Raw genomic sequence first — 18,406 nt, 5'->3', positions numbered from 1 at the left:
GCCTACCCTGTGATCAGGCTCTGGATGGCGGCGGCATCGAGGCCGCGCTCGCCGATGATCACCAACCGCCCCTGCCGCGATTCGCCCGAGCGCCACGGGCGCTCGAACTGATGCTGGATGCGGCTGCCCACGGCCTGCACCAGGAGGCGCAGCGGCTTGCCGGCAACTTCCACGAACCCTTTCACCCGCAAGACATCATGCGCATCGACGGCGGCCGCGATCCGGTCGACGAGCGCATCGGGCGAGGCCTGCGCCGGGACGTCGAGCACGAAGCTCTCAAAATCGTCGTGATCATGCTCGGCCTCGTTGTCGTGATGCGACGGCCGGGCGGCGAGATCATCCTCCGCTGCGGCGCCGAGCCCGAGCAGCACCGACGCCGACAGCCTGCCATGCTCGGTCGCGATCACCTTGACCGCGCGCTGCACCTTGGCGGCGATCTCGGCGGCGACATCCTTGCGCTGCTCCTCGCTCATCAGATCGCTCTTGTTCATCACGACGAGATCGGCGCACAGCAACTGGTCCTCGTAGACCTCCTCCAGCGGGTTGTCGTGATCGAGCGAGGCATCGGTGGCGCGCTGCGCCGCGAGCGCTTCCGGATCGTCGGCGAAGCGGCCCGCAACCACCGCCGGGCCGTCGACGACCGCCACGACGCCGTCGACCGTGACACGCGTCGCGATCTCGGGCCAGTTGAAGGCCTGCACCAGCGGCTTCGGCAGCGCCAGCCCCGAGGTCTCGATCACGATATGCTCCGGCGGCTCCTTCTGATCCAGCAGGCTCCTGAGCGCGGGCACGAAATCGTCGGCGACGGTGCAGCACAGACAGCCGTTCGACAGCTCGACGATGCGATCCTCCGGACAGTCCGGCACGCCGCAGCCCTTCAGGATGTCGCCGTCGATGCCGACGTCGCCGAACTCGTTGACGATGATGGCGAGCCGGCGGCCGTTCGCGGTCTCGATCAGATTGCGCACCAGCGTCGTCTTGCCGGCGCCGAGAAAACCGGTGACGATGGTGCAAGGCGTCTTGGCGAACGACTTCGTCATGGCGATGCGATCTCTCGGTTTCAGCGTGGCGCCGACAGCGCAGGCACGCGCGCGACGGTGTTCTTGCGGATGTATTCCGGGCGCTCGCGCCAGGCCGGCAGGCCCGCATCATGGCGCTGATGCAGCTGCGCGAATGCCAGCACATCCCGCGCATGCAGATCCGGATCGAGCGCGCCGAGCACATAGGTCCATTTGCCCGGCGCTGTCACCGCAACCGTGCACGCACGATTGCAGTTCGACAGGCACTCGACACCGACAACGGTGACGCCGGCGCGCTGCGCGGCCGGCACCGTCTCGATGGCTGCGAGCAAACGGGCACCGGCCCGCGGCTCGTCCGGCGGCGCAGCTTCAGGCGCCTGCGTGCGGCAGGTGACGCAGACGAACAGCGTCGTCTCTCCAGTCTCCGATGCGATCATCAATCAGCCGATCACGCCGGCGGCCGTTGCGGCGGCAACGCCGCCCACCAGCACGATGGCAGCGCCCGCGAGCCGCAGCGCCAGCGGCGCAGCCGCCTTGGCCTTCGCCGACAGCAGCCTGGTGCCGAGGAACGCACCGGCCGCGATGACGGTCTGGATCACGAGCAGCCCGGCGAGATAGGCTCCAAGCGGAGAGTTCTCGGCGCCGACGATCGATTCACCCAGCGCATATCCGTGGACGAGGCCGGTCACGGCGAACAGGCCGGCAACCGGCAACACGCCGAAACGCCCACGCATCACCACCACCAGCCCAACCACGGCGGTGGTCAGGCCGACCAGCAGCTCGGCAGCCGGGATGTTGGCCTTGGCCACATGCAGGCCGACGCCCGCGATCATCGCGGTGGTGAAGGCGAGCACCGGCGCGAAGCCGCGGCCCAGAAGAGCTGCAACGATGCCTGCGCCCACGATCGCCGCCAGATGGTCGATTCCGATGATGGGATGGCCGAGGCCGGACAGCATCCCCTGCGCAAACGTCTGCGGCAGCTTGCCGCCCATCATGTGATGCGCGAAGGCGGGATCGGCGGCGAGCAGCAACAGGCTCGCGGCTGCAAAGATCGTGGTACGGGTCAACTTCATGGCCGTCTCCGTCGCTTGCCGGCTCCCCAGAGGACCGGACGATGCGCTGCATCCGACGGCATCCCGCCCATCCCGGCGGGATCAGAACCAGCATCGCGACTCCCCGCGCGACGGGTCGGCCAACAGCAATGTCGACGGCAGGTCTCCTGGCTCTCGGGTCGCTGCATCAGGCCACCTTCCCGGTTTCCCAGTGGTGTCTTGGCCTCACACTCGCCGATTACAGTTGCGGGGGCAGCCACGGCCTTGGGTCAAGAACCCGCACCGTGTTCCCTAAATCTCTCCTTTCGGAGAACCGTCATCTGTTAGATACGGGTCGCGCCAAAGCCCGTCAATCGGAATCGTCCCCATGGCCCCTGCCCCGCCGCACCCCGTCCTGCCGCGCCTGACGCTGGTGCTCGGCGGCGCGCGCTCGGGCAAGAGCCGCCATGCCGAGGCGCTCGTCACCGCCCTTCCGCCGCCCTGGACCTATGTTGCGACGGCGCAGGCGTTCGACGCCGAAATGACCGACCGGATCGCCCAGCACAAGGCGCGCCGCACCGAGGGATGGCAGACGCTGGAGACCTCGCATGATCTACCTAGCCTCGTCCGGGCAAGCGGAGATTCGGGCACGCCCATGCTGATCGATTGCCTGACGCTCTGGCTCAGCAATGTGATGCTCGCCGACATGGACGTGCCGGCCAGATGCGCCGAGTTGATCGACGCGCTCGGGAACGCGCTTGGCCCGATCGTGGCCGTGTCCAACGAAGTCGGACTGGGCATCGTGCCGGACAACGCGCTCGCGCGCGCCTTTCGCGATGCCCAGGGACGATTGAACCAGGACGTCGCGGCCGTGGCCGATCGCGTAATCCTGATGGCGGCAGGACTGCCGTTGACTTTGAAGTGACAAGGAGAACATGCCCGTGACCGAAAGCGCCGACGATTCACGCCACAAGGCGAAGATGGAGAACCGCAAGGCGGTGCAGGATGCCGAGGTCGCCTCCAAGACCGTGGAGAAGGGCCTGCTCATCGTTCACACCGGCAAGGGCAAGGGCAAATCGACGGCGGCGTGGGGCCTGATGCTGCGCGCGATCGGCCGCGGCTTTCGCATCGGCGTCGTGCAGTTCGGCAAGGGCGCGTGGGAAACCGGCGAGCGCAAGGCGATCGAGACGTTCGGCGACCAGGTGTCGTGGCACACGCTCGGGGAAGGCTTCACGTGGGAGACCCAGGATCGTGCGCGCGACGTCGCCGCGGCCGAGCGCGCCTGGGCCAAGGCAAAGGAGCTGATGGCGGATCCGTCGATCCGGCTGCTCGTCCTCGATGAGCTCAACATCGCGCTACGCTACGATCACCTTGATATCACCGACGTCGTCGCCACGCTCGCAGGGCGCCGTCCCGACCTGCACGTGGTCGTCACCGGCCGCAACGCCAAGCCGGAGCTGATCGAGGCCGCCGATCTCGTGACCGAGATGAACCTCGTGAAGCATCATTTCGCGGCCGGCGTGAAGGCGCAGGAAGGCATCGAGTACTAGGCTCATGAGCGCGCGCGCCATCATGTTCCAGGGCACCGGCTCCGACGTCGGCAAATCGCTGATCGTCGCGGGGCTCGCGCGTGCGCTGACCTTGCGCGGCCTGAAAGTGGCGCCGTTCAAGCCGCAGAACATGTCGAACAACGCCGCCGTCACCACGGATGGCGGCGAGATCGGCCGCGCCCAGGCGCTGCAGGCGCGCGCGGCGCGGCGGCCGATGACGGTGCACATGAACCCGGTGCTGCTGAAGCCGCAGAGCGAGATCGGGTCGCAGGTCGTGGTGCAGGGCCGCGTCATCGGCAACGCCAAGGCGTCGGCCTATCAGGCGATGAAGCCGCAATTGATGAATGCGGTGCTCGAGAGCTTTCACCATCTGGCTGCTGATGCCGACATCGTGCTGGTCGAAGGCGCCGGCTCCGCCTCCGAGATCAACCTGCGCGCCGGCGATATCGCCAACATGGGCTTTGCCCAGGCGGTGCAGATTCCGGTGGTGCTGATCGGCGACATCGACCGCGGCGGCGTCATTGCGAGCCTGGTCGGCACCCAGGCGGTGATCGCGCCCGCGGATGCCGCACGCATCGCGGGTTTCCTCGTCAACAAGTTCCGCGGCGATCCGGCGTTATTCGCGTCGGGCATCAACGAGATCGCGCAGCGGACGGGCTGGACGTCGCTCGGGCTCATTCCGCATTTTTCCGATGCGCGCCGCCTGCCCGCCGAGGATGCGCTCGGACTGGCTGAACGCGGATCATCGGAAGGACGCAGGCCGAAGGTCGTCATCCTCGCCTATCCGCGCATCTCCAATTTCGACGAGTTCGATCCGTTGCGGCTGGAGGACGGAATCGACCTGCAGTTCCTGCGCCCGGGCACGCCGATTCCTGGCGACGCATCCATCGTGATCCTGCCGGGCTCGAAGGCGACGATCGCCGATCTCAGCGCCCTGCGTGACGCCGGCTGGGACATCGATCTCATCGCGCATCTGCGCCGCGGCGGCCGCGTGCTCGGCATCTGCGGCGGCTATCAGATGCTCGGACGCATGATCAGCGATCCCGACGGACACGAGGGGGCATCTGGTTCTGTCACGGGACTTGGGCTGCTTGACGTCGAAACGACCCTGACCGACGACAAGGCGTTGCGCGAGGTCCAGGGCACGCTGATGGACGGTCAATTGTCGTTTCACGGCTACGAGATGCATATCGGCCGCACCGAGGGACTGGCGACACAGCGCCCCTTCCTGACCTTCTCCGATGGCCGGCGCGATGGTGCCATCACGGCCGATGGCCTGGTTGCCGGCTGCTACGTACATGGCCTGTTCGCCGACGACGGCCTGCGTAGCCACTGGCTGCGCGGCCTCGGCTCGACGACGAGCGGCCTCGTCTATGAGACCGATGTGGACACGACGTTGGATGCATTCGCGGCGCATCTTGAACGCCACGTCGACGTCGACCGCATCCTCGCGCTGGCCAGCCAGCCCGCACCACCGGAGGCGGCTACACGATCCTGACCAGGACGAGTCCTGCGACGACCACGGCCTGAACCAGACACGCTAGCCGATACAGCCGCAAGGCGCGCCGGATGTCGGACGCGTCGAGATCGGCGCGCCCGTCTCCCATCCAGGCGTCGGTGACGAGATGACCGTGATAGACGCGCGGGCCCGCCAGGCGCAGTCCGAGTGCACCGGCCATCGCCGCTTCCGGCCAGCCGGCATTGGGCGAACGATGCTTCGATGCATCGCGTGTAACGGCTCGCACCGCGGCCGAAGTCGAGGCGCTGGGGATGCAGGCCGCAGCGGCTGCGATCCACAGCGCGGACAGGCGCGAGGCCGGCAGATTGACGAGATCGTCGAGCCGCGCCGCCGCCCAGCCGAACGCGCGGTGACGGTCCGAGAGGTGACCGATCATGCTGTCGGCGGTGTTGAGAGCCTTGTAGATCAGGATGCCCGGCAATCCGCCGACAACGAGCCAGAACAACGGCGCGACGACTCCATCGGAGAAGTTTTCCGCCAGGCTCTCGACCGCAGCCCGCGCGACGCCGGCTTCATCCAGCCGCTCGGGATCGCGGCCGACGATCATGGAGACGGCTTGGCGGCCGCCGTCGAGTCCCTGCTGCTCCAATCCTTCGGCGACGGCTGCGACATGCGTATCGAGACTGCGCTGGGCCAGCAGGCTGCTTGCCGCCACACCAAGGATGATGGTTGCAACCGGCTCGCCGACGAGCGCCTGCACGACCCATGCTGCAATAAGGCCGGTGGCCATCATCCCGACGACGAGCAGGCACACCAGCCCAATGCCGCGCGCGCGTCGTGCGGCAAAGCTGTCTGCTGCCCTGTTCCAGCGGCGGTCGCCCCATGCTATCAGCGCGCCCATCCACATCACGGGATGACCGATCCGCTGCACCAGGACCTGGGGATAGCCCACGGCCGCCTCGACGAGGAGCGCCGTGAGCGCGAGAGAGACGAACATCGATCTCCGCTGAAGGAAAGGCATGTAAAGGAACGAGATGGACGACAGAGCGACTAGCACGCATAAGGATGAGCCGGAAGCGATCCTTCACGGCGGCGATCTCGCTGCGGTCAGCCGTCTCTACCCGGACGCACCGCTGCCGTGGATCGATCTGTCGACCGGCATCAATCCGATCCCTTACCCCGTGCCGACGGTCCCGGCTGAGAGCTGGACACGGTTGCCCAGCAAGCCCGACGAGGACGCGCTGCTGTCCGTTGCCGCTGCACGGTACCGCCTGCAGACACCCGCATCGATTGTTGCGGCCGCAGGCACCCAAGCGCTGCTGCAGATTCTGCCGCGCCTGCGCGCTTCAAGTTCGGTCGCTGTGTTTACGCCGACCTACGAAGAACATGAGCTCTGCTGGCGCCGCTGCGGTCACCGAGTGCGTTTGGTCGACAAGGTCGATGCGCTGGCGGAAGCAGACGTCGCCATTGTGGTCAACCCGAACAATCCCACTGGACGATTGCTGCCACGCGCCACGCTCCACTTGCTCGGCGTGACGCTCGCGCGTCGCAACGGCCTGCTTGTGGTAGACGAAGCTTTTGCTGATTTCTGTCCCGTGGAGGCGAGCCTGATTCCGAGCTTGCCACCAGCCACTCTGGTGTTGCGATCGTTCGGAAAGGCTTACGGCCTGGCAGGATTGAGGCTCGGCTTTGCCATAACTTCCCAGGACCTGGCCGATCAATTGCGCCGTGCGCTGGGTCCATGGGCCGTGTCTGGACCTGCGCTTGCGATAGGTTCGATTGCTCTGGCTGACGACCAATGGCTGCGGGACGCACGCGTGAGGCTGGTGTCCGACGGACAACGGCTCGATACGATGCTGACCGCGTCCGGCTGCCAAATTCACAGCCTCGGTTCCAGGGCTCTTGGCGGAACACCCCTGTTCAGGCTGGTCGAGAACGCGAATGCTGCCGCATTGGCCGAGCGGCTCGCCCGGCACGGCATCCACGTTCGGCGTTTTCCGGCTCAGCCAAACTGGCTGCGCTTCGGCCTGCCGGGCGATGAGTCCGAGTGGCAGCGGCTGGCGCAGGCGCTCGGCGGCGCCTTCTAGCCGAGCACGCAGGCGGCAAGCAGCAGCGTTTCCGTGACCTCGATGCTGGCGCCATGGCAATCACCAGTGATGCCGCCGAGCCGCCATTGCCAATAGAATGCGACCGCCGGCAGGAGCACGATGGCGAGCAGCGTCGGGACCGCGCCGGCCAGCGCGGCGATCACGAGCACGCCGCCCCACGCGATAATGACATTCCAACCGACGCTGTTCGAGACGCTCGCGCCGAGCCCCGGCTTCAACGACAGTAGCGTCTTGGTGCAGACCAGCGTTCCCAGCCGTGCCCAGGCCGGGATCAGCAGCAGCACCCAGGCCGTCGGGCCCGTGGCCAGCTCGGCGGTCAGCACCAGCTTGGCGGCGATCTGCAGCGATATCGCGACCACGGCGAAGCTGCCGGCATGGGGATCGCCGAGCACGGCGACGAAGCGCTCGGGCTTGCCATGCGCGGCGCCGAACGCATCGGCGACGTCGCCGAGCCCGTCGAGATGCAGCGCGCCGGTGATCCAGATCCAGGCGACCAGCACGGCGAGCGCGACGATCCACGGATCGGCCTCATGAAAAAGGCGGGCGATCAGCGCCAGACAGGCGCCAATCACCAGTCCGGCTGCCGGAAACCAGACCGACGCCCGCGCAAGATCGTCCGGCCGCGACTCCGCGACGCGCGGGGTCGGTAGCCGCGTCAGGAATTGCAATGCGATCCAGAATTCACGCAGACTCATGGCTGGATGATCTCGACGATTTCGCCCCAAGCTACACCATCATCGCCCTGCCCGGCTTCGAGCGTGATCCGCGTGCCGGGACAGATACGGAGGCTCCATAGCTGGCGCAGCGGCCAGCCAAGCAGATGCGACAACGCGGCACGCATGGCGCCGCCATGCGTCACCACCAGAACCGGCGCAGACTCGGACTTTGCCAGAATGCGATCAGTCGCGCGCGTGACACGCGCTCGCAGATCGACCCAGCTCTCACCGCCCGGTGCCCGGACTGTGGGATCGGCATGAAAGGCGTCGAGCAAGCCTTCCCCCCCGGACTCGGCGGCGATGTCACGGCGGCTTCGCCCGTCCCAGCGCCCGAAATCGAGCTCGCTCCAATCCGCGTCGATGTTCAGCGCGCAGCCGGTCTGACGCGCATAATCCTCCGCTGCCGCACGTGCGCGCGCCAACGGCGAGCTGACGACGCTGCGCCAGATCTGGCTCTGCGTCTGCCGCCGGAATATATCCCAGCCGGATTCGCTGAGCGGCGGATCGGTGCGGCCATCGAGATGGCCATCCCGCCCCGTCGTCCCGTGCCGCAGCAGATCGATCCGCATCAGGACTTGGCTCCCGAGACGGCGGCCTCCGCGAAGGTCGCCATGCCCCCGTGGAGCGCGCAGGCCAGCCTGATGATCGGCAGCGCGGTGGCGGCGCCCGAGGCCTCGCCGAGCCGCAGATCGAGGTCGATCAGAGGACGGGCGCCGAGCACGTCGAGCACGATGGCGTGGCCGCGTTCGGCCGAGCGGTGCGAGAACAACAGCCACGGACGGCAGGAAGGATTGAGGCGGACGGCAACCAGCGCCGCGACCGAGACGATGAAGCCGTCGACCAGCACCGGCCAGCGCCGCTGCGCGGCGGCGACGATCGCGCCGGCCATCGCGATGATCTCGAAGCCGCCGACCGCTTTCAGGATGTCCGCGACGGCCGCTCCCGCCGTGAGCCCGTGTCGCCGCAATGCGTCGGCGATCACCGCGGCCTTCCTGGCCCGCCCGTCGGCGTCGAGCCCGGTGCCGCTGCCGACGGTGTCGACAGGCGCACAGGACAGCAGCGCTGCGGCGATCGCTGCCGCCGACGTCGTGTTGCCGATCCCCATCTCGCCGAAGATCACGAGTTGCGGCGCGTGATCGGCCTGCCGCAGCACCGCGCGCCGTCCGGCTTCCACCGCGAACGTAACCTCCTCCGGCGTCAGCGCCGCCTCGGTGCTGAAATCGCGGGTGCCGCGCCGTGGCTTGTCGACGACGACGCCGGGCACCGGCTCATGCGCCAGCGTTCCGACGTCGACTACCTCAAGCGGGCAGCCCAGGCTGCGCGCCAGCACCGAGATCGCCGCACCACCGGCCGCGAAGTTGTGCAGCATCTGCACCGTCACTTCCGGCGGATAGGCCGACACGCCCTGCGCCGCGATGCCGTGATCCCCTGCGAACAGCACCACCGGGACCCTGTCGGCCCCCGGCCGTTCCAGGGCCTGCAGCGCCGCCAGTTCGACCGCCACCTGCTCCAATCGCCCAAGGGCGCCAAACGGCTTGGTCAACTGCGCCTGGCGTTCCAGCGCCGCCTGCCGATGGAGTTCGGACGGGGCCGCACAATCAAGGCTGATCCATTCAGGAAGCACCGCGGATCCTTTCAGCGTCACTCGGGTTCGGGACGATTGCCACCGCGAGACGGCCGAGACAAGCTCCGTGAGTGCCCGATTGTCATTGAACCGTCATCGAACGTGACGACAGGTGGCTGCCCCACCCAGCCCGAAAGACTCTCATGGAATATTCCCGTCGCTTCACCTTCCTGTTCGCCGCGCCCGTGTTCGAAACCGACGATCTTGCGGGCGTCCGCTTCAACCAGATCATCGAGGAGATCCAGCGCTCGGGCTTCGAGGTGGTGCGGGCCCGCAAGCTGGAGGACGCCGAGATCGCGGTGCAGACGGACGCCGCGATCGGCTGCATGGTCGTCGACTGGGGCAAGAAGGGACTGGAGGGCAAGACGGCGTCGCTGATCAATCTGATGCGCCGGCGCGGACTGGACTTCCCGATCATCCTCCTGATCCGCCGCAAGCGGTTCGAGGATCTGCCGGTCGAGGTGCTCGACTTCATCGACGGCTATGTCTTCCTGTCGGAGGAGACGCCCGCCTTCATCGCCAAGAACCTGATCAGCCGGCTGAAGCAATATGCCGAGACGCTGAAGACGCCGTTCTTCGGCACGCTGGTCGACTATGCCGAGGAAGGCAACCAGCTCTGGACCTGTCCCGGCCACAATGGCGGCGTGTTCTACAGCCGCAGCCCGATCGGCCGGATCTTCGTCGAGCATCTCGGCGAGGCGGTGTTTCGCGACGACCTCGACAATTCCGTGCTCGATCTCGGCGATCTCCTGACACATGAAGGACCGGCGCTGCGCGCGCAGAAGGAAGCGGCGCAGATCTTTGGCGCCGAGAAGACCTATTTCGTCCTCAACGGCACGTCGACGTCCAACAAGGTCGTGCTGGGGGCCTTGGTCACCGATGGCGACCTCGTGCTCTTCGATCGCAACAACCACAAGGCCGCCCATCATGGCGCGCTGCTGATTTCGGGCGGCGTCCCGATCTACGTCCCGACAGTCCGCAACCCCTGGGGTCTGATCGGCCCGATGCGCTGGGATCTGCTCGACGAGGAGCACCTGCGGCAACAGATCCGGGACAACCCGCTGGTCAAGGATCCCGACGCCTGGCGCAAGCCGCGCCCGTTCCGTGTCGCGGTGGTCGAGCAGTGCACCTATGACGGCACGATCCACAGCGCCGAGATGATCCTGAAGCGGATCGGCCACCTCTGCGACTACATCATGTTCGACGAGGCCTGGGCGGGGTTCATGAAGTTCCACCCGCTCTATGCCGGCCGCTTCGCCATGGGCCTCGGCGATCTCGGACCCGACGCACCAGGCATCATCGCCACGCAATCGACCCACAAGCAGCTCGCGAGCTTCTCCCAGGCCTCGCAGATCCACGTCAAGGACCGCCACATCAAGGGGCAGCGGCGGCGGATCGAGCATCGGCGCTTCAACGAGAGCTTCATGCAGCACGCCTCGACATCGCCGTTCTACCCGCTGTTCGCCTCGCTGGACGTCGGCGCGCAGATGATGAAGGGCCGCTCCGGCGAGGTGCTGTGGGACGACACGATCCGACTCGGCATCGAATTGCGCAAGAAGATCCGGGCGATGCGCAGGGAATTCGAGGAGAAGGAGAAGGATCCGGCACGGCGCTGGTTCTTCGAGCCGTTCGTTCCGGATCGCGTCTCGATTCCCGATGCGGCCAATCCCGGAGCCAGCCACGATGTGGCCTGGGAGGCGATCTCGACCGACCAACTCGCGACCGACGCGTCCCTCTGGCAGCTCGCGCCCGGGGCCGCATGGCACGGCTTTCCGGATCTCGCCGCCGGCTTCACGATGACCGATCCGAACAAGCTGACCCTGCTGACCCCAGGCTTCGATCGCGCCACCGGAGGCTATGCCGACCACGGCATCCCGGCGCCGATCGTCGCGCAATATCTGCGCGAGAACCGCATCGTGGCGGAGAAGAACGATCTCAATTCGCTGCTGTTCCTGCTGACGCCGGGTGTCGAGGCCAGCAAGGCCGGAACCCTGATCAGCGGCCTGGTCGCCTTCAAGCGGCTCCACGATGACAACGTGCTGCTGGAGGACGCCATTCCGGAGTTCACCCGGAAGCGCTTTGCGCGCTACGGCAAGCTGCGGCTGCGCGACCTCTGCGGCGAGATGCATCGTTTCTATCGCGACGCCGAGGTGAGCGCGCTGCAGGCAAAGCAGTTCCAGCCGCAGCATTTGCCGGAGATCGCGATGTCGCCGCGCGAGGCAGCGCGTGCGCTGATGCGGAACGAGGTCGATTACCTGCCGATCGACCAGATCGCCGGGCGCGTTGCGACGACGCCGTTCGTGGTCTATCCGCCGGGCATCGCTACCATCGTTCCGGGCGAGCGGCTCTCCGCGCGCGCCCAGCCGATGATCGATTACCTCAAGATGTTCGAGCGGGCGTTCAACGCCTATCCCGGCTTCGACGTCGAGATCCAGGGGCTGTACAAGGAGCTCGACGAGTCCGGCCGGATCCGGCTCCATACCTATGTCTGCGCAGAGTAATTCGAACCATGGACAGCACGATCACGGCTGGCGAGACCGAGCCGCCGGTCCTCGTCAGGCCGTCACGCGACGAGGACGTCGAGGCCATGCTCTCGATCTACCGGCGGCACGTCCGCCGCGGGGTCGAGGACAGCGCCCCCGGTTCCGGCGCGCCGGAGCCGGACGATCTCAAGCAGCGGCGCAAGAATCTGCGCAATCATCGCCTGCCGCATCTGGTTGCGACATTCCGCGGCGAGGTCGTGGGCTATGCCTATGTCGTCCTGTTCAGGAAGCGGCCGGCCTATCGGTTCGCGGTCAAGCATTCGATCTATGTCCACCATGAGCATCTCGGCCGTGGTGTCGGCCGGCTGCTGATGCAGGCGCTGATCGATGCGTCCGCCGCGGCAGGATATCGGCAGATGATCGGCTATATCGACGCCGACAACGTCGCCTCGCTCGGCATTCACGAACGCTTCGGGTTCGCCAGAGTGGGGCTGCTGCCGGGCGTCGCCTACCGCTACGGCCGCTGGTGCGACACCGTGATGGTGCAGCGCTCGCTCGGCCCCGGGGCCCGCGATGCACCGGCTGGGCTGAGCCGCTGAGCCGCAGCTCAGGAGGGAAAGTCGGCCGCCTTCACCTCGATGCGGTCGGCGTGCAGCGACCAGTCGCGCAGCTCCTGCTGTTCGCAGAACCTGGACTTTGCGATTTCTGCGGCTTCGCCTTCGCTGTCGGCCTCAACCTCCAGCGTGCTCTGGCAAATCTCGCACTGGCGGCCATTCTCGCCCAGCACGTCCTTCAGGAAATGGATGACGTAGCGCGACATGCAACCTCCTGCCTCTCACGCAGTGATCGAGGAGATGTTAGCGCGCTTCTCCGTCCGCTGTTGACCGATATCAAGCGGCCGACGCAAATATTTGACGCAGCTCGTGGAACCGGCGCTCAGGCTCCGACCGAAGGCAGGCTTGCGGCGGCAATCGCGACGAACTGCGAGACGGCGCGACGGACGCGGCCATGGGTCGACTTCAGGATGGCGTTCAGCCGGCGCATCGGACCAGTTTCCCTTCTGCGCCGAGCGAAAAAAATGGCCTAAGCTCATGGCGCCTCTGGAAAAATGATCAGCCGCCGCCGGGCTGTCGAGACGGCGCGGAAAATAGCAATGTCCACGTCGCCGCAGCCGCCCGGGAGAGAAGATTCATTACCACCCCGCGGCTTGCGACGCATGAAATCTTCTCCCCGCAACTCCCCCTCTCCCGGCTAGCCCGGCGCCACTCCGAACGCCTCGCGGAAACGGGCGCTGTAGCGCGGCCAGGCCTCGGGATTGATCAGGCGCGGCGGCCGGCCGCCGTCGAGCGCGGCGAGCAGTTGCTCGGCCGCGATCCGGCCCATGTTCTGCCGCGCCTCCCGCGTCACGCCGGCGGTGTGCGGGCTCGCCAGCACGTTGTCGAATTGGAGCAGCGGATGATCCGGCGGCGGCGGCTCCTTGGCCCAGACGTCGAGCCCGGCGCCGGCGATGCGCTTTTCGCTCAGAGCAGCGAGCAGCGCCTCCTCGTCGTGAATGAAGCCGCGGGCGGTGGTGACGAAATAGGCATGCGGCTGCATCAGCGCGAACTCGCGGGCGCCGATCATGCCCCGGCTGTCCTTCGTCAGCGGGCAGTTGATCGAGACGAAATCGGAGCGCCGCATCAGCTCATGGAGGTCGACCTTCTCCGCGCCGCGTGCCGCGATCTCCTCCGATGTGAGATACGGATCATGGGCCAGCACCGTCATGCCGAGGAGGCCGCGGCACAGCTCGGCAACCCGGCGGCCGACATTGCCAAGCCCGACGATGCCGATCGTCCGCCCCTGCACCTCGTTGCCGATCAGATCGTTGCGGTTGACGTCCGCCTCCCGGCGCAGCCGGCGGTCGGACTGGATGATGCGCTTCGACAGGGTCAGCATCATGCCGAGCGTGTGCTCCGCCACCGAATGGGCGTTGCCGCCGGACTGGTTCACGACGAGGACGCCGGCCGCGGTGCAGGCCTCGACATCGACCGGGTCATATCCCGCCCCGTTGCTCGACACGACGAGGAGGTTGGGGGCGCGGCGCAGCAGCTCCGCATCGACATGGAAGCGCGGCGCGAGTTCGTCGCGGGCCGCCCCGATCTGGTAGGCGTGGGCCGCCGCGAGGATCGGTGCCGTCTCGGTCTCGGAGCTCTCGTTCTCCAGCCGGTCGAGCCGGACGTCGGGGCGTGCGGCGAGCAGCTCGCTGAAGATCGGGTGCGCGAGATATTTGACGTAGAACACGCGCTTGGAATTCGCGGCCATGAACAGGCGACCTCCTGGTGTCTCGGTTCTTGATTTCCGACTTGAAAGGCGGATGCCTGACCGGCCGGGCCGGCATGTTGACAATCGTCCCGGTGCCGTCAAGCTCGGCACCAAACAGAGCCCCATCAGGGACGACCGGAGGAACAGCAATGGCCGCCGATGCCGACGCGGCGCGATCCGCAGCCGCTGTGCCGAATTGGCACGAGATCGTGCTGCAGACGTTCAAGCGCAACGACGTCGATCTCATCCCCTACGTTCCCGACCGCGTCCTGACGCCGCTGATCCGGAGCCTGCACGACGATCCGTTCTTTACGACGTTTGCGACCGCGCGCGAGGAGGAAGCGGTCGGCATTCTTGCCGGCGCCTGGATGGGCGGGCGGCGCGGCGCGCTCCTGATGCAGACCTCGGGCTTCGCGACCTTGCCCAACGTGCTGGCCTCGCTGGTCGTGCCCTGCCAGATCCCGCTCATCATGCTCGTGTCGGAGCGCGGCACGCTCGGCGAATTCAACTATGGCCAGTCGCTGGTGTGCCGGACCATGCGGCCGGTGCTCGATGCGCTGGCGATGGAGCATCACACCATGACGCGGCTCGACGAGCTCGACTTCATCGTCGACCGCTCGATCAAGCAGGCGGTCGCGACGCAGGCGCCGGTGGCGCTGATCCTCTCCCCGCTGCTCACCGGCGGAAAGGTGTTCGCATGACCGCGCCGATCCTCAACACCAAGATCATGAACCGCCATGACCTTACCTGCCGGCTGGTTGCGAAGCTCAAGCATGAGGAAGCCGTCATCGGCGGCATCGGCAACACCAATTTCGATCTGTGGGCGGCGGGCCCGCGGCCGCAGAACTTCTACATGCTCGGCAGCATGGGGCTGGCCTGCCCGATCGCGCTCGGCGTCGCGCTGGCGCAGCCGCAGCGCCGGGTGTTCGCGCTCGAAGGCGACGGCTCGCTGCTGATGCAGCTCGGCTGCCTCGCCACGATTGCGACGCTGGCGCCGAAAAATTTGGCCATCATCGTCATGGACAACGGCGTCTACCAGATCACCGGCAGCCAGCCGACCTCGGCCCGGCAGGCCGACGTCGCAGCCATTGCCGCAGGATGCGGCATTCGCGCCAGCCATTGGGCCGCAGATGAGGAGGATTTCGAACGCCTCGTCGATCTGGCGCTGGGAACCGCCGGCCCGGTGCTGATCGCGGCCCGCATCGACGACAAGCCCGGCGTCGGCGCCACCCGGCGCGATCCCGCGCAGATTCGCGAGCGCTTCATGCAGGGGTTGGGCGTGCGGCAGCCGATCTGAAAAGCCCGGCGACGGCGCCGCGCGGTAAGATGAGACGCCATGAACCTCGACCCGCGCCGCGTTAACTACACTAGGGGCTCAAGCCGCTGTGAGCCCGGCCCTCAGCCCGGATCGTGCTAAGCAGAGCTCATGAAGATCGTATTCCGCCTTTCGGCCTGGCTGCTCGCCGCAGCCGTCGCCTTCGCGACGCTGGGCCCGCCGAACTACCGGCCGCATTCCCATCTCGGACAGGACGGCGAGCACGCCCTCGCCTTCGTCCTGATCGGCCTGGCCTTCGGCCTCGCCTATCGCAGCCATCGGCTGCTGACCACAGGGATCGCGGTCGTCCTGATCGGGGCGCTGGAGCTGGCGCAATTCCTGGCACCCGGGCGTCATGCGCGGCTGGAGGATTTCATCGTCGACGCCACCACCGCCTGCATCGGCTTCGGCCTGGCCGCCGCGCTCGACTGGCTCGCGCGCCAGATCCGCACCCAGACCACCTGAACGCAGAAAGGCCCCGCCACGGTTTGCGGCAGGGCCTTCCGGTGCGAGGATGTCAGATCACTCGATGATCTTGATGACGCGGCGGGTGCGCGGATCGACGATCACGCGGCGATCGTTGACGACCGCATAGCGATACTCGGTGTAGCGCGGTACCGGACGCAGTTCGACGGTGGCGGGCAGCGGCTCGCCGACCACGACGCGCTCATGCACCACGACCGAGGGCGCACGCTCGGCATCGATCGACGTGATCACCGCATTCGGGATCTCCACCGCGGCGCCAACGGCCGCACCGACCGTACCGCCGACCATGGCGCCGACCGGACCGGCGACCGCGCCGCCAGCCGCCGCGCCATTGGCGGCACCTTCGACGGTCGTGGACTGGGCGAACGCGGCGGTCGATGCCAGCAGCGAGGTGGCGATCAGCGAAACGGCAAGACGGGTTCTCATCATCTCTCTCCTCCAGTGTGTTCGAGATGCCGTTCAACACCAAGGGATCGGCTGCAGTTCCGGTTCCAAATGGCCGAAACTTCATCATGTCCGCGGGAACAAAACTTCGAAGTCGTGGACAGCACGGAGAGACGGCTCAGTTGCTATTCACGTTTCAAACAACCACGCGCACGTTCGCACTCTCGCGGCGGATCACGCCCGAGTCCTGCGATCGATCGCCCTTCGATGACATCGAGAGGGCGCAGGGAATGCCGGGTGAAGGCCTCACCCATGGCCCGCCTGCTGAAAAAAATGCAGGCGGCAGGTACCACAGGCAAAGCCGATCAACCGGCATTCCCTGCGCGGCGGTCTTAACGCTTCCTTCGCGCTCTCCTCGGGGACCGGCTGATTGACCCCGTCGCATCGCGCGAGAGCACAAGCCCTCGTCGCGAACTTGACCTCGGCACCGGGAGGCCAGGACCACACGACTTCGCGTCCGTGATGCGTCGTTCGTCCACATGCGCTGAGCACGCTGCGACACAACACGGCCACCGCATCCCTGCCCCACGTGTCGTGACGATCGCGCGCTACGCCCCTCTCGGCGGGACAGGATGCGTGCATCATGCATGATTTCTGGAAAAAAGAAAACTATTTTTTCCTGGCAGCGACGAGCTGCGACATCGGATTGATCCGACGAGCGAATTTCGACCTACATCCATGGCATGTTTCGCGCGCTGCGCTTGGCGAGTTCGATGGCTGCGCGCAGGATCGGCGGTGATTTGCCCGACGAGCACGTCGAAGACGCCGGGGAGCCAGCGTTTCGGCCACAACGGCTGATCCCGCTTTTAACCCGAAGGCGACATAATCGGTTGGTTCAACTCCCCATTGTGCAGGCCCTCTTCCCGCAGGAGCCAAGAATGCGTCTCGTTACTTTGCTAACTGCTTTCTGTTTTGTCCTTGAGCTGACAGTGGCGAACGCGGCGGGTGTCAAAAATTTCGACATTCCTGCTGGCGGGATGGGACCGGCGATCAGGCTGCTCGTTTGGACACCTTGTGCGGAGACCCCGCGCGAAATGGATGCACGTGGTGCCATTTTCCTTGCAGTCCCCGGATGCGCCGTGACAGGGGAAAAGCTTCCCCTCATCGTGATATCGCACGGCAGACGAGGATGGTTCGGCGGCCACCATGACACTGCAGCCGCCTTGGCCGACGCGGGCTTTGTCGTCGCTGCACTCAATCATCCCGGTGACACCTGGCGCGACACCAGCCGTACCGATAGCCTTTCGGTGCTGGTGGAGCGCCCTGCGGATATCAAGCGGCTGATCGACTACATGCTCGATGGCTGGCCCGACGCGGCGCGCATCGACGCCCAGCGTATCGGTCTCTACGGATTTTCGTTTGGCGGCTATACGGGTCTCGCCGTCATCGGTGGTCATCCCGATTTGCGAAAGGGCCTGCCCAATTGCGCGACGTCCAGCCTGTTGGCCTGCAAGCAGCTGGAAAACGGCGAGGCGCCCAGTCAGCCAGTCACGTCCGATCCGCGTGTGAGGGCCGCCGTCATCGTTGATCCTTATCCGGCATTTGTGTTCCCCGAGAAGAACCTGAAGGAAGTAGCGGTTCCCGTGCAATTGTGGAGTTCCGATCCTGCTCAGAACGGCGATGGCCTGTCGGGATGCTGTGCGGCAGTGATCAAACAAGGGCTTCCGAGACCGGATTGTCACTTCGTCACAAACGCCAAACACTTCTCTTTCCTTGCGACCTGCACACCGAAGGAAGCGCAGGGTAACCCGTCGGCTTGCACCGATGCGCCGGGCTTCGACCGTCACGATTTTCATCAACACCTTCACACTGAGATGATCAGGTTTTTCCGTCAGCATCTCGCTGGAAGCCAGTGACATGGCTACGCAGC

21 protein-coding genes and 1 riboswitch are annotated in these 18,406 nt (G+C 66.3%); of the genes, 11 read left to right on the top strand and 10 right to left on the bottom strand.

The window, feature by feature from the left end; all coding sequences use genetic code 11:
- Window positions 1-2: 2 nt before the first annotated feature.
- Genes cobW through QW845_RS30050 form a run of 3 tightly spaced genes read right to left on the bottom strand, consistent with a single transcriptional unit; the run spans window position 3 to window position 2,092 of the window.
- Complete coding sequence (cobW, locus tag QW845_RS30060) at window positions 3-1,040, bottom strand: cobalamin biosynthesis protein CobW (protein ID WP_315718434.1); 1,038 nt, start codon at window positions 1,038-1,040, stop codon at window positions 3-5.
- Between the two features lie 20 nt (window positions 1,041-1,060).
- Window positions 1,061-1,456 (bottom strand): DUF1636 domain-containing protein, encoded by a 396-nt coding sequence (locus QW845_RS30055; protein WP_315805170.1) that lies wholly within the window; start codon window positions 1,454-1,456, stop codon window positions 1,061-1,063.
- A gap of 3 nt (window positions 1,457-1,459) precedes the next feature.
- Entirely contained in the window at window positions 1,460-2,092 is a 633-nt protein-coding gene (locus QW845_RS30050) for a HupE/UreJ family protein (RefSeq protein WP_315805126.1), read from the bottom strand.
- 118 nt (window positions 2,093-2,210) lie between these two features.
- Window positions 2,211-2,404, bottom strand: a riboswitch (cobalamin riboswitch).
- A 34-nt stretch (window positions 2,405-2,438) separates the two neighbouring features.
- Between QW845_RS30050 and cobU the strand changes: the two genes are divergently transcribed.
- From cobU to QW845_RS30035, 3 genes are read left to right on the top strand one after another with little or no spacing between them, the layout of a single operon-like run.
- The gene (cobU, locus tag QW845_RS30045) at window positions 2,439-2,975 is read left to right on the top strand and encodes a bifunctional adenosylcobinamide kinase/adenosylcobinamide-phosphate guanylyltransferase (RefSeq protein WP_315805125.1); all 537 of its coding nucleotides are present in this window, start codon (window positions 2,439-2,441) and stop codon (window positions 2,973-2,975) included.
- A 16-nt stretch (window positions 2,976-2,991) separates the two neighbouring features.
- Complete coding sequence (gene cobO, locus QW845_RS30040; RefSeq protein WP_315805124.1) at window positions 2,992-3,600, top strand: cob(I)yrinic acid a,c-diamide adenosyltransferase; 609 nt, start codon at window positions 2,992-2,994, stop codon at window positions 3,598-3,600.
- 4 nt (window positions 3,601-3,604) lie between these two features.
- On the top strand, window positions 3,605-5,098 hold the full coding sequence (locus QW845_RS30035) for a cobyric acid synthase (RefSeq protein WP_315805123.1): 1,494 nt from the start codon (window positions 3,605-3,607) through the stop codon (window positions 5,096-5,098).
- Here QW845_RS30035 and cbiB read toward each other — a convergent pair.
- On the bottom strand, window positions 5,085-6,056 hold the full coding sequence (gene cbiB, locus QW845_RS30030) for an adenosylcobinamide-phosphate synthase CbiB (protein ID WP_315805122.1): 972 nt from the start codon (window positions 6,054-6,056) through the stop codon (window positions 5,085-5,087). The genes QW845_RS30035 and cbiB overlap by 14 nt on opposite strands.
- A 37-nt stretch (window positions 6,057-6,093) precedes the next feature.
- Between cbiB and cobD the strand changes: the two genes are divergently transcribed.
- Window positions 6,094-7,146 carry a threonine-phosphate decarboxylase CobD gene (gene cobD, locus QW845_RS30025; protein ID WP_315805121.1) on the top strand — a complete coding sequence of 351 codons (1,053 nt, stop codon included), beginning with the start codon at window positions 6,094-6,096 and terminating at the stop codon, window positions 7,144-7,146.
- On the opposite strand, the gene cobS is transcribed toward cobD, so the two are convergent.
- From cobS to cobT, 3 genes are read right to left on the bottom strand one after another with little or no spacing between them, the layout of a single operon-like run.
- The gene (gene cobS / locus QW845_RS30020; protein ID WP_315805120.1) at window positions 7,143-7,862 is read right to left on the bottom strand and encodes an adenosylcobinamide-GDP ribazoletransferase; all 720 of its coding nucleotides are present in this window, start codon (window positions 7,860-7,862) and stop codon (window positions 7,143-7,145) included. The two genes, cobD and cobS, sit on opposite strands and share 4 nt — an antisense overlap.
- On the bottom strand, window positions 7,859-8,452 hold the full coding sequence (locus QW845_RS30015; RefSeq protein ID WP_315805119.1) for a histidine phosphatase family protein: 594 nt from the start codon (window positions 8,450-8,452) through the stop codon (window positions 7,859-7,861). Before QW845_RS30015 ends, cobS begins: the two co-directional genes overlap by 4 nt.
- Entirely contained in the window at window positions 8,452-9,507 is a 1,056-nt protein-coding gene (gene cobT / locus QW845_RS30010) for a nicotinate-nucleotide--dimethylbenzimidazole phosphoribosyltransferase (protein ID WP_315805118.1), read from the bottom strand. The genes QW845_RS30015 and cobT overlap by 1 nt, the downstream gene beginning before the upstream one ends.
- Window positions 9,508-9,650: 143 nt before the next feature.
- On the opposite strand from cobT, the gene QW845_RS30005 reads away from it, so the two are divergent.
- Entirely contained in the window at window positions 9,651-12,008 is a 2,358-nt protein-coding gene (locus QW845_RS30005; RefSeq protein ID WP_315805117.1) for an Orn/Lys/Arg decarboxylase N-terminal domain-containing protein, read from the top strand.
- Window positions 12,009-12,016: 8 nt separating this feature from the next.
- Complete coding sequence (locus tag QW845_RS30000) at window positions 12,017-12,589, top strand: GNAT family N-acetyltransferase (protein ID WP_315805116.1); 573 nt, start codon at window positions 12,017-12,019, stop codon at window positions 12,587-12,589.
- An 8-nt stretch (window positions 12,590-12,597) separates the two neighbouring features.
- Here the strand turns inward: QW845_RS30000 and QW845_RS29995 are convergent, their stop codons facing one another.
- Both QW845_RS29995 and QW845_RS29990 read right to left on the bottom strand, forming a co-directional pair.
- Window positions 12,598-12,810, bottom strand: coding sequence for a hypothetical protein (locus QW845_RS29995; protein ID WP_315805115.1), 213 nt, complete (start codon window positions 12,808-12,810; stop codon window positions 12,598-12,600).
- 431 nt (window positions 12,811-13,241) lie between these two features.
- The gene (locus QW845_RS29990) at window positions 13,242-14,291 is read right to left on the bottom strand and encodes a hydroxyacid dehydrogenase (protein ID WP_315805114.1); all 1,050 of its coding nucleotides are present in this window, start codon (window positions 14,289-14,291) and stop codon (window positions 13,242-13,244) included.
- Between the two features lie 149 nt (window positions 14,292-14,440).
- Between QW845_RS29990 and QW845_RS29985 the strand changes: the two genes are divergently transcribed.
- From QW845_RS29985 to QW845_RS29975, 3 genes are all read left to right on the top strand, one after another.
- Entirely contained in the window at window positions 14,441-14,992 is a 552-nt protein-coding gene (locus QW845_RS29985) for a thiamine pyrophosphate-binding protein (protein ID WP_315805113.1), read from the top strand.
- Complete coding sequence (locus QW845_RS29980) at window positions 14,989-15,588, top strand: thiamine pyrophosphate-dependent enzyme (protein WP_315805112.1); 600 nt, start codon at window positions 14,989-14,991, stop codon at window positions 15,586-15,588. The genes QW845_RS29985 and QW845_RS29980 overlap by 4 nt, the downstream gene beginning before the upstream one ends.
- 129 nt (window positions 15,589-15,717) lie before the next feature.
- Window positions 15,718-16,071 (top strand): VanZ family protein, encoded by a 354-nt coding sequence (locus tag QW845_RS29975; RefSeq protein WP_315805111.1) that lies wholly within the window; start codon window positions 15,718-15,720, stop codon window positions 16,069-16,071.
- A 57-nt stretch (window positions 16,072-16,128) separates the two neighbouring features.
- Here QW845_RS29975 and QW845_RS29970 read toward each other — a convergent pair whose 3' ends face one another.
- A complete protein-coding gene (locus tag QW845_RS29970; RefSeq protein WP_315805169.1) occupies window positions 16,129-16,518 on the bottom strand; it encodes a DUF1236 domain-containing protein in 390 nt (129 codons plus the stop codon).
- A gap of 601 nt (window positions 16,519-17,119) precedes the next feature.
- On the opposite strand from QW845_RS29970, the gene QW845_RS29965 reads away from it, so the two are divergent.
- Both QW845_RS29965 and QW845_RS29960 read left to right on the top strand, forming a co-directional pair.
- Window positions 17,120-17,275, top strand: coding sequence for a hypothetical protein (locus QW845_RS29965; RefSeq protein ID WP_315805110.1), 156 nt, complete (start codon window positions 17,120-17,122; stop codon window positions 17,273-17,275).
- A gap of 139 nt (window positions 17,276-17,414) precedes the next feature.
- On the top strand, window positions 17,415-18,392 hold the full coding sequence (locus QW845_RS29960) for an alpha/beta hydrolase family protein (protein ID WP_315805109.1): 978 nt from the start codon (window positions 17,415-17,417) through the stop codon (window positions 18,390-18,392).
- Window positions 18,393-18,406: the final 14 nt, after the last annotated feature.

This window comes from Bradyrhizobium sp. SZCCHNS3002, assembly GCF_032377435.1.
GTDB lineage: Bacteria > Pseudomonadota > Alphaproteobacteria > Rhizobiales > Xanthobacteraceae > Bradyrhizobium.
The sequence above is the reverse complement of the archived record's forward strand: the minus strand, read 5'-3'. Positions and strand labels throughout refer to the sequence as shown.

Coding starts and splice junctions, on each gene's coding strand:
- QW845_RS29975 (WP_315805111.1), top strand. CDS start 15,718: ATGAAGATCGTATTCCGCCTTTCGGCCTGGCTGCTCGCCGCAGCCGTC.
- cbiB (WP_315805122.1), bottom strand. CDS start 6,056: ATGTTCGTCTCTCTCGCGCTCACGGCGCTCCTCGTCGAGGCGGCCGTG.
- cobU (WP_315805125.1), top strand. CDS start 2,439: ATGGCCCCTGCCCCGCCGCACCCCGTCCTGCCGCGCCTGACGCTGGTG.
- QW845_RS30035 (WP_315805123.1), top strand. CDS start 3,605: ATGAGCGCGCGCGCCATCATGTTCCAGGGCACCGGCTCCGACGTCGGC.
- QW845_RS29960 (WP_315805109.1), top strand. CDS start 17,415: ATGCGTCTCGTTACTTTGCTAACTGCTTTCTGTTTTGTCCTTGAGCTG.
- QW845_RS29990 (WP_315805114.1), bottom strand. CDS start 14,291: ATGGCCGCGAATTCCAAGCGCGTGTTCTACGTCAAATATCTCGCGCAC.
- QW845_RS30005 (WP_315805117.1), top strand. CDS start 9,651: ATGGAATATTCCCGTCGCTTCACCTTCCTGTTCGCCGCGCCCGTGTTC.
- QW845_RS29965 (WP_315805110.1), top strand. CDS start 17,120: ATGCATGATTTCTGGAAAAAAGAAAACTATTTTTTCCTGGCAGCGACG.
- cobS (WP_315805120.1), bottom strand. CDS start 7,862: ATGAGTCTGCGTGAATTCTGGATCGCATTGCAATTCCTGACGCGGCTA.
- QW845_RS30015 (WP_315805119.1), bottom strand. CDS start 8,452: ATGCGGATCGATCTGCTGCGGCACGGGACGACGGGGCGGGATGGCCAT.
- QW845_RS29995 (WP_315805115.1), bottom strand. CDS start 12,810: ATGTCGCGCTACGTCATCCATTTCCTGAAGGACGTGCTGGGCGAGAAT.
- QW845_RS29970 (WP_315805169.1), bottom strand. CDS start 16,518: ATGAGAACCCGTCTTGCCGTTTCGCTGATCGCCACCTCGCTGCTGGCA.
- cobD (WP_315805121.1), top strand. CDS start 6,094: ATGGACGACAGAGCGACTAGCACGCATAAGGATGAGCCGGAAGCGATC.
- QW845_RS29985 (WP_315805113.1), top strand. CDS start 14,441: ATGGCCGCCGATGCCGACGCGGCGCGATCCGCAGCCGCTGTGCCGAAT.
- QW845_RS30055 (WP_315805170.1), bottom strand. CDS start 1,456: ATGATCGCATCGGAGACTGGAGAGACGACGCTGTTCGTCTGCGTCACC.
- QW845_RS30050 (WP_315805126.1), bottom strand. CDS start 2,092: ATGAAGTTGACCCGTACCACGATCTTTGCAGCCGCGAGCCTGTTGCTG.
- QW845_RS30000 (WP_315805116.1), top strand. CDS start 12,017: ATGGACAGCACGATCACGGCTGGCGAGACCGAGCCGCCGGTCCTCGTC.
- cobW (WP_315718434.1), bottom strand. CDS start 1,040: ATGACGAAGTCGTTCGCCAAGACGCCTTGCACCATCGTCACCGGTTTT.
- QW845_RS29980 (WP_315805112.1), top strand. CDS start 14,989: ATGACCGCGCCGATCCTCAACACCAAGATCATGAACCGCCATGACCTT.